We start from the raw sequence: 15,928 nt of genomic DNA, 5'->3' as shown, positions 1-15,928 counted from the left end.
TTAAAAATATCTGCTTCCGTTTTTAATTGTAACACTTACATTTATATCGTTAATGAAGTCTACTTTAACGATTAAGCTTAAACAACAATATGAAAAAGCAACTCTCTCGTCGTACCGCTCTTAAAAACCTCACAGGTAGTGCTGCATTTTTCTCTGCGGCTATGGTACTTCCCTCTGCTGCTAAGGCAGAACTTATCAAAGAAGAATGGACAGATCTTAAGTTGAAAGGCAACGTGAATCATTCTGTTTGCAAATGGTGTTATCCAAAAGTTTCATTGGATGATTTGTGTAAAGCGGCGAAGGATATGGGATTGTCTTCAATCGAATTACAAGGTCCGGAAGAGTGGCCAACAATAAAGAAATATGGTCTAACCTGCGCAATGCCATGGGGAGCGGGAAAGGGAATTGAGAATGGATGGAATAACCCCGCTTTACATGATGAGCTGCTGGCAAGTTTTGAAGATGTTATTCCGAAAGCAGCAGCAGCGGGATTGGATAAGATTATCACTTTTTCAGGCAACAGAAAGGGGCTAAGTGATGAGCAAGGATTGGAGAATTGCGCCAAAGGTTTAAAGCGTTTGATGAAGACTGCAGAGAAGTACAAGGTGACTGTTACAATGGAATTATTGAACAGTAAAGTGAACCATAAAGACTACCAGGCCGATCATACAAAATGGGGAGTAGAGCTTGCGAAAATGATTGGGTCAGATAGGTTTAAATTATTGTACGACATCTACCATATGCAGATAATGGAAGGGGACGTTATTGCCACTATCAAACAATACCATCCATATATCTCGCATTATCATACGGGTGGAGTTCCAGGCCGCGCAGAGATTGATGAAACACAAGAGTTATATTATCCTGCAATTGTGAAGGCAATTCTTGATACCGGCTATAAAGGACACATTGCGCAAGAGTTCGTACCTAAGCGACCTGATGCGCTTGACTCTTTGAGACAAAGCGTGAAGATTTGTGATATCTAGTGAAGCAGGAATAGATCAACATTAGATTCTACGATAAATAATAAGGGCAGATGAAATTTCATTTGCCCTTATTATTTTATGCTATTTAAGTTAAAGCAACAAATTTCATTGATACTAAACCACTAGTATCCATCGCCATCCAGCATATTGCCAAGCCCGCCTAAAATGCTTCCTTCTTCTTTTCTGTTTGATCTGCCGTAGGATAGTATACGACTCGCCAACCTGCTTACCGGTAACGTTTGTATCCATACTTTACCGGGTCCCCTTAAAGTAGCAAAGAATAAACCTTCACCTCCAAAGATTGAGTTCTTGATACCGCCGATAAACTGGATATCATAGTTAACAGTTTGCGTTAATGCTACGAGACAGCCTGTATCAATTTTTATTAATTCATTGGCTTCTAATACGCGTTCGAAAACATGTCCTCCCGCGTGCATGAATGCCATTCCATCACCTTCGAGTTTTTCCATAATAAATCCTTCGCCCCCGAAGATGCCGGTGCCGAGCCGTTTCTGAAAATCTATACCAATACTTACTCCCTTGGCTGCACACAGAAAAGCATCTTTTTGAGCAATTACTTTACCCCCTAGCTTCAACAGATCAAGCGGAATAATTTTGCCGGGATAAGGTGAAGCAAAGCTTACTCTCTTCTTTCCGTAACCGGTGTTTGTAAAGGCAGTCATAAAAAGGCTTTCACCAATAAGCAGCCTTTTGCCTGCGCCTAAAAGTTTGCCTAATAACCCTCCGCTGTTTTGGTTTTGGCTACCATCTCCGAAGATGGTTTGCATTTGAATGCCATCATCCATCATCATAAAACTGCCGCTTTCTGCAATAGCAGTCTCGTTAGGATCGAGCTCTATTTGAACGTATTGCATTTCCTCTCCCAATATTTTATAGTCTATCTGATCATTGCGCATAGTTTAGAATTTGGAGCGTAAATATATTTTATTCAATAGGAAATACTAGCACGGGCGTATTTATTTTAAAGGAGATTTTTTTACCCCAAATATGGCTTATGACACTGTAGAGAAAACGCTATAAAGACGTTGAAAGTAGAAACTGCGGTACAAGGGAGTGACACAAGAATGTTGAACGAAGTAACAAATGCGGAACTAAAAATATTTAATCTCTATAGGAAGTACTGTACCATTTGTTGCCAGAACCTGGGACGATGTGCTTCGCCTTCCCAAATGTGCAATGTGTTGGCTATCCCCTTTTTTAAAAGCGCATTGTGTAAGTACTGGTTGTTAGGCAGAAAAGGATCTTCTTTGCCAACGGCCAGCACTATCTGTAATTTCTTTAAATCCCTGATGATGTTTTGGTCGGTAAGGTTTGGAATAAACTGTGAGGGCATATTGAAATAAACGTTCTCATCCTGGTAACCATCAAACAAATCGCTGAAGTTGTTTGCGTGCAGGGTTAAGTCGTACCTGCCACTCATGCCCACCACTTTACCAAAAAGTTGCGGCTGGCGAAAAGAAATATTTACTGCATGATAGGCCCCTAAACTACAGCCTGTCGAAATGATATAGTTGTTGCTGTTTTTATGCTTTATTAATGGTAATACTTCATTTACTATATATTTCTCGTACTGAATGTGGCGAACAATGCGTTGACTCGGATGACTACACGAGCAATAAAAACTTTCGAGATCGATGCTATCGACGCAGTATACCTGTAACCAGCCTTTGTTTATTTTATCGGCAATGGCGTCTATGACCTTCCAATTTTCGTAATCATAGAAGCGCGCCGTTCGGGTGGGGAAGAATAACACAGGAGTGCCGGCATGCCCAAATACAAGCAACTCCATATTTCGTTTTAGATGCGGACTGAGCCATTTGTGATATTCCCGGTTCATTTTAAAATAAAGGTTTACTACGGCTAATGGATTTTCTCAGTCAACAAGCACTCATTTAAGATAGTCTCCCTCCATAAAATGTACCCGTCTCTATTCATGTGAAGCCCATCATCCTCAAAATAAGTAGCAATCGGTTTGCCATCTTTACCAAGCATTTTTGAGAATATGTCTATATAGTAACCGTTGTCGCTCCTTCTATTTATATCTTCTTCTATCAACTTGTTTGTGTAAATAATTCGATCGATTATTTCAAGGCGACTTATACTTGGCTTGATTGAAATATAATAGAATGCGATAGCAGGATATTGTTGACGTAGTTTAACTATGAACTCACGGAAAAAGATTAGGACTTCTTCCGGATGTCGCCCATCGCCGAGGTCATTGTCGCCGGCATACAATATAAACTTAGTGGGAGTTTTAAGGGGTGATACAATACGATCAAAAAACCACACACAGGCTGCAAGTGTAGAACCTCCAAATCCGAGGTTTACAGGCTTAAAACCTTCAAAGTCTTCATAGAGTTTGTTCCACAATCGTATAGATGAACTGCCATAAAAAATTGTCTTAGGATCATACCGACAGCCTTGCCTTTCTGCTATTGCGGCCTTTACATCTTCCTCATACCATTGCATCTATAACAGTTTCGTTTTTAGTTTCAAAAGTGATACCACAAAGATGCTTTAGCACAATAGAAGCACCGGGAAACGTATACTTATAATTTAGTGGAAAGCGTAGTCTTACCGGGGCCAGCCGATCGTAAAATGCAATTTGCCGAAAAAAATTATTTAGACTAAATCGATTGAATTTTTGACTTTATTTGTAGAATAATGTTTCTGTTAATTAGACAAACGACGTTGCTATGCATATTTTGATGGCCGATGATGATAAAGATGATTTCTTAATCTTACAGGAGGCGGCTGAAAAAGCAGGTGAAAAACTGCAACTTTCATATGCAGGTAATTGGCTAGAACTTTGGCGCTTCATTTTAAAAACACTTCCGGATATTTTATTCCTCGATATTAACATGCCAGTCAAAAATGGCATAGAATGTTTGCAACTGTTGAGAAAGGAAAGGAAGTACGACCAGGTGCCCATATTAATTTACTCCACTTCTGTTAGCAAAGCAGACATTGATAACGCGTATAGAAACGGCGCAAACTATTTTATAGTTAAGCCCAACGCGATAGACGACATCACTAAGATTATCAAGAAGCTTATTTCGATGGGTAAGGAAACCTTGATTGCCATTCCTCCACGCGAAGAGTTTGTTATTCTATAGTTCCTTTTTATGCCAGCGGGTATAAAAAATCCCTCCGTTTTTGCGGAGGGACAACAACTAAAAACACAATCTAAAAAAAACTCATACCAGTTCACCAACCGGTACGAACTGCAAATGAACTACTAGTCAGGTTTTTTACCATCTAAAAAAGTATTGATAGAACTTATCTGGCCTTTATCGTTTTCGTCTGGTTTTACGGTGTACTTGCTATAAAAATTTTCTACTGAAGTAAGGGTATTTCCGAAGAGCTCCATATTGCGACGGATGTACGCAGGTACAGAATCAAACTCAGTGCTTGCATCAGCAGTATTCATATTAAAGGATAAGTTTCTCAACTTCTGAATCCTTTCCTGTGCTCTGCGTTTTTGGTCTTCTGCATCGTCTTGCATTGCAAGGTCCTCTACAGATTGAGATGGGTTGCTACTAGCTTGAATTGGTTTAGGTACATCCGTCGGTTCTGGCATTTCATCCTTCATTACTAACTTCATCTCGAACTCCGGTTGTTCAGGAAGCTGTTGTTTTGATGGTTTTGCTTCCATAGGATTTATGACTTGAGACTCTCCAGCTTTTGATTCTGCATAAATATTAGATGGTCTGGAAAGAAAATTGGCGCCTGGTTTTATATTCAGGCTATCGTCGTTTGGTTGCGGCTGTTGTTCAGAAAATTGCGGCTTTACTTGTTCTGTAATTTCCGGCTTTAATTCAAAACGATATACGGGCCCGTCACTGGTTTGAGTAACTTGAGGCTCTTGTGCTACCGCCTGAGGTTGTTGTTCCTGGTAGTACTGTTGTGAAGGCTGTATAACAGCGGGAGCAGTGTTTGACACTTCGACCATTGTTGGTGCATAAGGGTCTTTGTCTTCTAAGGCTAAAGCTGGTTGGGTATATTGTTTTTTCTCTTCAACACCATTAGAAGATAAGTGAAGAACTATTTTTTCTTCCGGCTTTTTTTCTTCTTTTGGTTTTGGCGTTGGTTTAAATGGGTCTTTATGTTCAAAGCCTGTGGCAATGATAGTAACGCCTATTTTGTCTCCTAGCGACTCGTCGAAGCCAATACCTTTAATAACGTCTGCATCGTCTCCGGCCTGCTGGCGCAGGTAACTCATAATAGTATCTTCTTCATCCATAGTGATTTCATAATCGCCTTCCGCAGAAGTGATATTTACAAGGATCCATTTAGCGCCCCGGATTTCACTATCGTTTAGTAGAGGAGAATTCACTGCATCTTCAATGGCACGTTGAGCCCTGTCTTCGCCATCGGCTTGTGCGCTTCCTAAAATAGCAACACCGCCATTGCGCATTACGGTGCAGACATCAGCAAAGTCGACGTTTATCTGGCCATTGCTAGTGATTACGTCCGTAATACATTTAGCTGCAGTCGCCAAAATATCGTCAGCTTTGCTAAATGCTTCTCTTACTTTAAGGTTGCCGTATTGATGGCGCAATTTGTCGTTGCTAACAACAAGCAAAGTATCCACGTTATCTCTCAACTGCTGTATACCTGCTTCAGCGTGACGCATACGTTTTGGACCTTCATTGGTAAACGGGGTACTTACAATACCCACAGTAAGCACACCCAGATCTTTGCAAATCTTAGCAATGATAGGCGCACCACCAGTACCTGTTCCACCACCCATACCGGCAGTAATGAAAGCCATCTTAGTATTGACTTCCAGGATACGTTTGATTTCTTCAAGGCTTTCTTCTGTCGCTTGTTTACCAATTTCAGGATTCGCCCCTGCGCCCAGACCTTGCGTCAGGTGTGGCCCAAGCTGGATCTTGTTTGGAACTTTACTGTTAGCCAATGCCTGCGCATCAGTATTACATATAATGAAATCGACGCTGTCAATATTTTGACCGTACATGTGGTTTACGGCATTTCCACCGCCACCACCTACACCTATCACCTTTAAGATAGATGACTTCTGCTTCGGCAAATCAAAGTGAATCATAGTTCGAAATTTGATTGGGTAAATAGATTATGTTTTGTTGTTGTTTTACTAGTTATAAGTTCTGAGTTATGAATTATGAGTGCTGTAACTCATAACTCTACATTCATAACTCTATAAGTCCTTGTCACCTTCTTCTTTAAAAAGTTCCAGCAAGTTGTTTTTAAACTTCTCCCAGAACTTTGTCATTCCTTTTCTTCCTCTTGTATTTACAGTTTCTTTTGTTTCTGCGATGGGTACTTCAAGTGGTCTTACTTCGGGCTCGTCTTCTTTTACAAGCGTTTCAGGAACAACTACTTTCTTAAAAGATTTTTCGAATTCCTTGTATTTATGTTCGTAGTCGCTATAGCCTTTTAAGATCAAACCAATACAAGTACTGTACATTGGTTTCTTCAACTCGTCAATATGGTTGGCAGCAAGGTGACCGTTAGGGAAACCGATGCGTGCATATAGACCTGTAGAATATTCAGTCAATTGAATAAGGTGCTTTAACTGAGAACCACCTCCTGTTAGAATAATTCCGCCATTCAACATCCTTGTATCGAGACCTACTTGCTTAAGATGGTAAGTAACAAAATCGAGTATTTCGCCCATCCTCGCCTGTATGATGTTAGCAAGGTTTTTAACACTGATTTCTTTTGCGGGCATACCATTCATTCCTGGTATAGTAATGAAAGCATTTGCTTTTGCTTCATCCGCCAGGGCACTTCCAAACTGCACTTTCATTGCTTCAGCTTGTTGCTTCAATACACCAAGACCGGTTTTAATATCGTTGGTAATATTCTCACCGCCGAAAGGAATGACTGCAGTATGCTTTAGAATTCCTTCGTAGAAAACAGCAAGGTCACTAGTACCTCCGCCAATGTCGAGGATCGCTACACCAGCTTCCATATCCAGTTCACTCATCACCGCTGATGCTGAAGCCAGTGGTTGCAGAACAAGGTCTTTGGTTTTTAGACCACTCTTGTCAACAGCCCTATTGATGTTTCTGATGGCATTTCTGTCGCCGGTAATAATGTGAAAATTCGCTCCAACCTTAACCCCATTATATCCAATAGGGTTAGGGATGTTTTGAATATTATCAACCGTAAACTCTTGCGGAATTACATCTATGATCTGATCGCCCGCAGGAATGAAAGTCTTCTTTTGGTTGTCTATTAATTGCTCGATTTCAAAGATGGTAATCTCGTTCTCTGAATCCTGCCGAACAATGTCGCCACGGGTTTGCAAACTCTTTATATGATGCCCCGCAATTCCCACGTACACCTCGCTGATCTCCAGGTCAGGGTTTGACTCATAGCAATTTTTTAAAGCTTGTTGAATCGCTTTGATCGTTTGCTCAATGTTTAAAACCTGGCCGTGTTGTACGCCTGTGCTATTAGCACGGCCAAAGCCAAGGATCTCCAGCTTACCGTACTCATTTTTACGTCCCGCGATGGCAGCAATTTTGGTTGTGCCGATGTCGAGACCTACAATGATGGGTGCTTCGTTGACGTTCATATCTATGTGTGTTTTTGTTAAGCCTCAAACCCCCGCGAGGCTTAAAGCTGTTGTTGTTTTTATGTTTTAATCTATTCTAACCTCTCATGTTATTTCCTTATGTTAGGCCCCAGCAGTGTTCCTTCCCTCATCATCGTTGTGTCACTCACTTGTACTGTTTCTCTTTACTTGCCTATTGTCTGTATCGCTTCTATTTCACTTTTACAACTTTGCCTTTTACATTCGTGTTCGGTTTCATAACAGCCTTTGGCTCTTTCTTCGGCTCTGCTTTTTTAGTTACTACAGCCGGTTTTATTGCGCCTTGTTTCACCACTTCATTAACCTGTTTTTCTTTTACCACAACCACCTTTGCTTGCGGTACTTTTGCAGCTAATTTCCGTGAGGCGGTGCTTGAAATATTTTGTTTAACAGGCAATATTTTTTTTCCTCCCACGTTTACTATTTGTGCATTTGTTGAGGTTGGATTTTTCACTTTAGCAGAATCTCTAAAAGAATCATTATTACTATTATCCGCGATAGAATCAGTCTCTAATTTTTTTACCTGGATAAGTAAATTCTCGTAAGCCATCCTCGCTTTTACACTATCTACCTTTGCTGGTTTTGCTCCTTTTACGGTGGCTACTACCTGCCCATCAAACTGAACATCCAACTTCTCGTACTTTTCAAACCCAACCTGCGTCCATACCTGCTTATAAAAACTAAACAGCCGGTCAAACTTTTGCTGCCAATTCCCATCTTTACCTAACGCGACCACATGACTTCCAACTGTTGGTATCATTTCAAAACCAGTTGGTGTTATGTCTACCTGTGCTACCTGCGCTTTCCAAAAATCATCTGCCTGTATGAACAATGCTAAGTCTTTGGCCGATGCCAATAACTCACTATCAGGTCTCGACAACGTTGATCGATTTGACGGAAAGTTGGTGAACATTGGTATCCTTGCACTTAACTTTTCACTTAGTGGCAATCTTCTACATGCACTATCTATATAAAAAGAACTTCCTTCAACAGTGAAAATCCGGGCTACAGGTTCTTTCTCCTCAACTATCACCTGTAGCACCTGTTTGTTATCGAAAAACAATTCTGCATTTGCAATCCACCTGTCGGCTTTTAGTCTTTCTTCCAGTGCTTTCAGGTTGATGTTTTCTATCGGTTCTCCTTTAATGGAGCCATATGCTTTTAATACTGCGACAACGCCTTTTTCATCCACGAAGAAGTTAGTTCCGTCCCTATTAAACGACACTTCAATGCCCGTACACTCCTTATTATTCTTGGCATGAATTGCCGACACAAGTAACACTAAAGTAATCGCTCCAAGTGCAATCCATCCGCCGTTCCTCCATCTTTTTCTCCACACTTGTTGCATAACTTTTTATTGTGATTCTAATAATACCTTAACCTCTTGAATCAGTAGATCGATATCTCCTGCACCAGCCATCACCAACAGTTTGGGTTTGCTTTTTTTTATCCAATTTTTTACCGCGTCTTTACTTAAAACCTTTTTGTTTGCAATAGTCATTTTCTCTAAAATCATCTCACTGCTGACACCTTCCATTGGTAATTCTCTCGCTGGATAAATAGGCAATAAAACGACTTCATCACACAGGTCCAGCACTTCTGCGAAACCTTCTGCCTGGTCTTTTGTGCGGCTAAAAAGATGCGGTTGAAATACCATAACAACGTCCTGTTCAAACAAACTTCTTACGCCACCTATCAGCGCCCTTAGTTCTTCCGGATGGTGCGCATAGTCATCAATTAAAACGTGCTCAGCATTTTTTACCACGTATTCAAACCTTCTCCTGACTCCCTTAAAATCAGCTACTGCACTTTTTATTTTCTGGTCATCTATTCCTAGCTGTTTTGCGACACATATGGCAGCTACAATATTTTCGATGTTGTGCAAACCACCCATGTGTAGTGTCACGTCTTTCAGTGACCAATCATTAACAGTCACATCAAAAACATAAGAGCCATTTTCAACTTTTATTTTTCCTGCATATGCATCAGCATTAGTGTCATTTAAACTGTAGGTTAACTGTTTGTCAGCCGTAAATTCTTCACTTCTGCTTAATCCAAATTTTGTTATTAGTATCCCGCTTTTTTTAACCTTTTTTGAAAAATCAATAAATGCGTTTTCAAATTCTTCGGCTGTTCCATAAATGTCCAGGTGGTCAGGATCCATCGCTGTGATTACAGCAACATCTGGCGATAGCTTCAAAAAGCTTCTATCGTACTCATCTGCTTCTATCACACAGACATTCTTTTTATCACTCCAAAAATTGGTCTGGTAGTTTGCAGAAATGCCTCCTAAAAAAGCATTACAACCAAAACTTGTGTGACGAAGAATATGAGCGATCATTGTACTGACAGTTGTCTTACCATGGGTACCTGCAACACAGATATTAAAAGAACTTTCTGTAATGATTTTTAAAACATCACTTCTCTTTACAACCTTGTAACCGTTGTTCTGATAAAACTGCAACTCGGCATGATTTGCCGGAACAGCAGGCGTATAAACCACGAGGTCCACTTCTTTCGGGATCAGTGAAAGGTTCTCCTCATAATGTATATTTATCCCTTCCGCTTCCAACTGCTTTGTTAGCACCGTGGCGGTCTTATCATAACCACTAACCTTCACTCCTTGTGTATTGAAATAGCGTGCTATTGCACTCATTCCAATTCCGCCGATGCCTATGAAATAGAGACTATGCCTCCCCGCCCCTAAAGGGGAGCTTTTAGCAGCACTATAATTTTTCTCTTCGTTCATTAATTCTCGCTCATTATTCTATTTTATAAATCCATCACCACTCTCTCCTCCCTTTAGGGTTGGGGCTTCAGCGTCTTCAATATCTCACTTGCTATCACTTCATCTGCGTTTGTTACAGCAAGCTTTGCTATGTTCTTACTTAGATCGTTTTGCAGGTCTTTATTCTCAGCAAGCGAAATTGTCATTCCTATAAGCTTATCATTTGCCTCATTGTCTTTAATCATCAGCGCCGCTTTCCTGTTAACCAGGGTTTGTGCATTAACTGTCTGGTGATCTTCTGAAGCATGTGGAAACGGAACAAATATGACGGGTTTTTTAGCTACACACAATTCAGTAACCGCCATTGCTCCTGATCGGCTGATAACTATATCAGCCGCGGCATAAGCCATTTCCATTTGCGTTATAAATTCATCTACCCACACGTTTTCACAGTTACTTGCTTTCTCTTTATATGCCGCCGCCGTTGTTTTTCCGGTTTGCCAGATAAGTTGTAATTCACGTGCTCGAAGCGCATCCAGCTTACTTGCTAAGGCTTCATTTATGCTTCTTGCACCTAGACTTCCGCCAACCGCTAACACAGTAGTTTTAGTTTCATCAAGATTGAAAAAACGAAATGCTTCTGAACGTGTTACCGATGATTGAGCAATTGATTTTCTTACAGGATTACCCGTTACTAAAAGCTTTGTAGCAGGAAAGAATTTTTCCATTCCTTCTGATGCAACAAATATTTTCGTCGCCTTTTTTCCAAGTAGCATGTTTGTTTTACCGGCAAACGAATTGCTCTCATGGATGAACGTTGGGATACCTTTTAACTGCGCCTGCTTTAGAACCGGAAAGCTTGAATATCCTCCCACACCAATTACTGCGTCTGGTTTAAATTCGGCAATAATTTTCCTTACCTGGAAAAAGCTCTTAATAAGCTTCAAAGGCAGACCAATATTTTTTATCAAAGAACTTCTGTTAAATCCCGCTATGTCGAGGCCTTCTATTTTGTATCCGGCCAGCGGCACTTTTTCCATTTCCATTTTTCCTTTGGCGCCAACAAACAAAATCTCTATACCAGGTGCCATTTGATTTATGGCATTTGCAATAGCAATTGCCGGAAAAATGTGTCCGCCTGTTCCTCCACCTGCAATGATAATATGCCCCCCCCGCCCCCTAAAGGGGGAGCCGGAAACCGTTTCAGTATTTGGGGTCAGTTCTATCATCAAATTTTTTTTTCTTCTTTATACCCATCCACTATAAACTTCTTATTTTAATAGCTGTTTTCTCTCTCCTCCCTTTAGGGCTGGGGCTCCAACTCTTTCTCAATTCTCTTTTTATTAATAGGTTCCTCGACTTCATCAACCGGCTTCACAGCCTCCCCTTGAGGGGAAGTTGGAGGGATCCTCCCTTCCAGTTGTTCGACGTTTCTTGCTACACTCAGCACAATTCCTATAGATGCACAGGTAAAGAGAAACGAGCTTCCGCCCATGCTAACCAGTGGCAGCGTAACACCTGTTACAGGAACAAGATTTACCGCTACTGCCATGTTTGCCATTGCTTGTATCACAAGTGTAAAGCTTAGCCCCAGCGCCAGGAATGCACCAAATGCAAAGGGACATTTTCTAAACAATCGTATACAACGCAGAAGAAAAATGAGGTACATGAAAATGATGATCGCGCCTCCGATCAGTCCATACTCTTCAAGTATTACTGCATAAATCATATCGGAATATGGATGAGGCATAAAGTTCTTCGCTTCGCTGTTTCCCGGACCTACGCCAATTATCCCACCTTTTGCAATGGCAATTTTCGCCTGCTGAACCTGGTAAGGTGTTTCTTCGTCGCTTGCGTACATAAAGTCTTGAACCCGGTTTATCCAGGTGCCAATTCTACCATGCGATTTTAGCTCGCTGATAGCAACACTTTTTGTTTGCTTTTCTGTATTCTTATCATAAGTCCCTACCGCAACTGCAATTAAAAGCAGCACCGGTACGAGCGCAATTCCTATCGTTGAAAGAATGTGTTTTACCTGCGCCCTGCCAATAAACATGAGCAGCAACCCTGTTGCACCTGTCAGCAGAGCTGTTGAAAGATTTGCCGGAGCAATGAGCATACAAATGATTCCGATTGGAATAATAATGGGCAAAAAGCCGGTTTTGAAATCTTTGATTACTTCCTGCTTTCGACTCAACTGCCTGCTCAGGTACATAAACAATCCCAACTTCGCAAGATCACTCGTCTGGAAAGTCATGTTGATGATGGGAAGCTTAATCCACCGGCTTCCATCGTTGATAGTAGCGCCAAAGAAATAAGTAAATATCATTAATGGTATGGCAGCAAGAAAGAGGTACAATGCAAACCTTGAATAGAGCGTGTAGTTAATCCGATGCGCAAAATAGATTACAATAATGCCCAAAACGATGAAAGCAAATTGCTTAAACAGGTACACCTCGGTGTTGCCTTTGTACATCTTGTAGGCCAATGATCCTGTGGCGCTATAAACAACCAGCAAAGAAGTAATAGCCAGCAGAATAACTATTCCCCAGATATACTTATCGCCTTTGGTCCTTTTAAGCAAGCCTCCGCCTACACCTCTTACCGGTGGCATCTCTGAAAACGGCTTATTGAAAAATGTACTCATTCTAAAATCGGGTTTAAGGTTTAGGGCGTAAGGTTCAGGGCCTTTTACCCTATACCTTTTTCCTTTCACCTTGTTTTCTACAACTCCTTTACTGCTTCTTTAAATTTCTTTCCTCTTTCTTCGTAATTCTTAAAAAGATCGAAACTTGCGCAGGCCGGACTAAGCAATACTGCTTCACCTTTTGAAGCAAGGTTGAATGCTGTTGTTACAGCGTCATGTGCGCTTTGTGTGTCGACAATTGTTTTTACTACATCTTTAAAAGCTGCATGAATTTTTTTGTTATCCAGTCCCATGCATACAATTGCCTTTACTCTGTCTTTTACCAGGTCTTCTATAAATGAATAATCGTTTCCTTTGTCAACGCCTCCTAATATCAGAACGGCCGGCTTCTTCAAACTTTCCAACGCATACCAGGTGCTGTTAACATTCGTCGCTTTGCTGTCATTTATAAAATCTACTCCGCGAACTGTAGCTACATATTCCATACGGTGCTCGAGACTCTCAAATGTCTTCACCGCCTCCCTGATCTTCTCCTTGCGTATGCCAAGGGTAGAAGCTGCAATGCCTGCTGCCATTGTGTTGTGTTGATTGTGTATTCCTTTCAGAGCAAAGTCGTAAATGCTCATACTCACTCGTTCTTCCTGTATCTTCAGCATCATCTGGTCGGCCTTGATGTATGCTCCTTTCTTTACTTCTTGTTTCATGGAAAATGGCAGTTGGTTTATATGTAGGGTTAAAGTCTCCAGTTTTTTCGTTATCACTTCATCGTCCAGGTTGTATATGAAATAGTCATCTTCAGTCTGGTTCTCTATTATCTTAAACTTGCTGTTTATATAGTTTTCAAACTTGTATTCATACCTGTCTAAATGATCTTCTGTTATGTTTAACAGCACCGATACATCCGGCCTGAATTCCTTGATATCATCTAGTTGAAACGAACTTATTTCAGCTACATATAATGGCTTTGGATCTTCAGCCACCTGCTTCGCAAACGAGTACCCGATGTTACCAACGAGGGCTGCATCAAGACCCGCAACTTTGCATATATGATAGATAAGTGAGGTTGTAGTGCTTTTGCCATTACTGCCTGTGATGGCTACAATCTTACTATCACCCTTAAACCTGTACGCTAATTCTATTTCACTAATCACCGGAATTCCCTTAGCTCTTATCTTTTTAACCAGTTCATTCTTCTCAGGGATACCCGGACTTTTTACAATTTCATCGGCACTTAATATCTTCTCTTCCGTATGTCCGCCTTCTTCAAATTCTATATTGTTTGCAAGTAGTTCCTGCTTATAACTTTCTTTCAATGAACCGCCGTCGCTTAGAAAAACATTATAACCTTTTTGCTTTCCCAGTATTGCGGCACCCACACCGCTTTCACCACCGCCGAGTACTATTAGCCCCCCCGCCCGTAAAGGGGAGCTTAAAAGAGCGTAATTATTTTTATCGTCGTTCATCAATTCCAATCCCTTGTTTTATAATCAAATACTATCTTCTTTCTCTCTCCTCCCTTTAGGGCCGGGGCTTCTACCTTATTTTCAAACTCATGATAGAAAACACGACGCATAATATTGTTACGATCCAGAACCTCACTGCTATTTTGCTCTCGTGGTAACCTAACTTTTGGTAATGATGGTGTAGTGGGCTCATCTGAAAAATCCTTCGCCCCTCACCATATTTTCTCTTTGTGTATTTGAAGTAGGATACCTGTAAGATCACGCTCACCAATTCAATCAGGAACACGCCGCAGATAATTGGTATCATTAATTCTTTACGGATGATAATGGCAAGTGATGCTATGATACCGCCAAGTGCGAGACTACCTGTGTCGCCCATAAAAACTTGTGCAGGAAATGCATTGTACCATAAAAAACCTATACATGCCCCAATGAAAGCCCCGATAAAAATGCTTAGTTCTCCCAGGTTAGGGATGTACATGATGTTTAAGTATTCTGCTAATCTTACGTTTCCACTTACATAAGCGAAGACACCAAGACAAACACCAATGATAGCCGAAACGCCTGTCGCCAAACCATCGAGGCCGTCAGTTATATTGGCACCATTTGATACAGCGGTGATAATAAAGATTACTATGAGAATATATAAAACCCACGTAAAACCCCTTAAAGCTTCGGGCAATAATCTCGAATAATTAAACTCGTGGTTTCTTACAAACGGAATGGTTGTAATAGGTGTTTGTACAACTGCAAAACGATGTTGCCTTCCACTGATCATTCGTGTTACTTCGTTCACCTTTCTTTCTCCTGCGTGAATAGTTTCAACTCCTTGCTTAGACATTATCTCACGCTCAACATTTACACTGCTATTAAAGTATAGGGTGGCACCAACAATAATTCCTAATACCACCTGTCCAAATATTTTAAACCTTCCGGCCAAGCCATCACTGTCAGACTTTTGATACTTTAAACCTTTTTCTTTGGCAATTCTCTTAGACCTTAATTTCAAATAATCATCTATAAATCCTATGATGCCTAACCATACCGTGCTCAGTAGCATCAGGCGTACGTAGACCTTATCAAGGTTTCCAAATAATAGGGTAGGGATGATGATAGCAAGCAGGATGATTATGCCGCCCATCGTTGGGGTACCTTTCTTTTGCTGTTCTCCCGCAAGCCCTAAATCTCTAACCGTTTCACCCACTTGTTTCTTAAGCAAAAATCTGATAAGGCGTTTTCCATAGACTGTAGTAATTATCAGCGACAGTAAAACAGCCAACAGCATACGGAAGGTGATGAACTGAAACAGTCCACTTCCCGGAAACTTTATTCCTGCTTTTGCCAGCCATTGATAGATGTAGTACAGCATATTAAAAATTACTAGTCCACTATTGTTAAGTCAAAAGGAGAAAGTCAAAAGGAAAAATTTTGAAAGCCGTTGAACATTGTTCCGTTTTGTTGCTACAGTACAAGAGTGCGACGCAACGAAAGCTGGATTAT

13 protein-coding genes are annotated in these 15,928 nt (G+C 40.9%); 2 read left to right on the top strand and 11 right to left on the bottom strand.

The window, feature by feature from the left end; genetic code table 11:
• Positions 1-89 precede the first annotated feature (89 nt).
• Positions 90-986 (top strand): hydroxypyruvate isomerase family protein, encoded by an 897-nt coding sequence (locus tag SAE01_RS14060; protein ID WP_147204417.1) that lies wholly within the window; start codon positions 90-92, stop codon positions 984-986.
• Between the two features lie 122 nt (positions 987-1,108).
• On the opposite strand, the gene SAE01_RS14055 is transcribed toward SAE01_RS14060, so the two are convergent.
• The 3 genes from SAE01_RS14055 to SAE01_RS14045 form a co-directional block, all read right to left on the bottom strand.
• Positions 1,109-1,903 (bottom strand): TIGR00266 family protein, encoded by a 795-nt coding sequence (locus SAE01_RS14055; protein WP_147204416.1) that lies wholly within the window; start codon positions 1,901-1,903, stop codon positions 1,109-1,111.
• A gap of 212 nt (positions 1,904-2,115) precedes the next feature.
• Positions 2,116-2,844 (bottom strand): esterase family protein, encoded by a 729-nt coding sequence (locus SAE01_RS14050; protein ID WP_147204415.1) that lies wholly within the window; start codon positions 2,842-2,844, stop codon positions 2,116-2,118.
• Between the two features lie 23 nt (positions 2,845-2,867).
• The gene (locus SAE01_RS14045) at positions 2,868-3,476 is read right to left on the bottom strand and encodes a GDSL-type esterase/lipase family protein (protein WP_147204414.1); all 609 of its coding nucleotides are present in this window, start codon (positions 3,474-3,476) and stop codon (positions 2,868-2,870) included.
• A gap of 227 nt (positions 3,477-3,703) precedes the next feature.
• Here SAE01_RS14045 and SAE01_RS14040 point away from each other — a divergent pair, with 227 nt between their 5' ends.
• Positions 3,704-4,123 (top strand): response regulator, encoded by a 420-nt coding sequence (locus tag SAE01_RS14040; protein WP_147204413.1) that lies wholly within the window; start codon positions 3,704-3,706, stop codon positions 4,121-4,123.
• A 122-nt stretch (positions 4,124-4,245) separates the two neighbouring features.
• Here SAE01_RS14040 and ftsZ read toward each other — a convergent pair whose 3' ends face one another.
• The 8 genes from ftsZ to mraY form a co-directional block, all read right to left on the bottom strand.
• The gene (gene ftsZ, locus SAE01_RS14035; protein ID WP_147204412.1) at positions 4,246-6,075 is read right to left on the bottom strand and encodes a cell division protein FtsZ; all 1,830 of its coding nucleotides are present in this window, start codon (positions 6,073-6,075) and stop codon (positions 4,246-4,248) included.
• Positions 6,076-6,186: 111 nt separating this feature from the next.
• A complete protein-coding gene (gene ftsA, locus SAE01_RS14030) occupies positions 6,187-7,572 on the bottom strand; it encodes a cell division protein FtsA (RefSeq protein ID WP_147204411.1) in 1,386 nt (461 codons plus the stop codon).
• Between the two features lie 190 nt (positions 7,573-7,762).
• A complete protein-coding gene (locus SAE01_RS14025; RefSeq protein ID WP_147204410.1) occupies positions 7,763-8,938 on the bottom strand; it encodes a cell division protein FtsQ/DivIB in 1,176 nt (391 codons plus the stop codon).
• A gap of 6 nt (positions 8,939-8,944) precedes the next feature.
• On the bottom strand, positions 8,945-10,339 hold the full coding sequence (murC, locus tag SAE01_RS14020; RefSeq protein WP_147204409.1) for a UDP-N-acetylmuramate--L-alanine ligase: 1,395 nt from the start codon (positions 10,337-10,339) through the stop codon (positions 8,945-8,947).
• A gap of 53 nt (positions 10,340-10,392) precedes the next feature.
• Positions 10,393-11,547, bottom strand: coding sequence for an undecaprenyldiphospho-muramoylpentapeptide beta-N-acetylglucosaminyltransferase (gene murG, locus SAE01_RS14015; RefSeq protein ID WP_147204408.1), 1,155 nt, complete (start codon positions 11,545-11,547; stop codon positions 10,393-10,395).
• Between the two features lie 74 nt (positions 11,548-11,621).
• Entirely contained in the window at positions 11,622-12,965 is a 1,344-nt protein-coding gene (locus SAE01_RS14010; RefSeq protein ID WP_147204407.1) for an FtsW/RodA/SpoVE family cell cycle protein, read from the bottom strand.
• 77 nt (positions 12,966-13,042) lie between these two features.
• Positions 13,043-14,428 (bottom strand): UDP-N-acetylmuramoyl-L-alanine--D-glutamate ligase, encoded by a 1,386-nt coding sequence (gene murD / locus SAE01_RS14005; protein ID WP_147204406.1) that lies wholly within the window; start codon positions 14,426-14,428, stop codon positions 13,043-13,045.
• Positions 14,429-14,498: 70 nt separating this feature from the next.
• Positions 14,499-15,797, bottom strand: coding sequence for a phospho-N-acetylmuramoyl-pentapeptide-transferase (mraY, locus tag SAE01_RS14000; protein WP_147204405.1), 1,299 nt, complete (start codon positions 15,795-15,797; stop codon positions 14,499-14,501).
• Between the last annotated feature and the right edge of the window lie 131 nt (positions 15,798-15,928).

Source organism: Segetibacter aerophilus, from assembly GCF_007991655.1.
GTDB classification, from domain to species: domain Bacteria; phylum Bacteroidota; class Bacteroidia; order Chitinophagales; family Chitinophagaceae; genus Segetibacter; species Segetibacter aerophilus.
The sequence above is the reverse complement of the archived record's forward strand: the minus strand, read 5'-3'. Positions and strand labels throughout refer to the sequence as shown.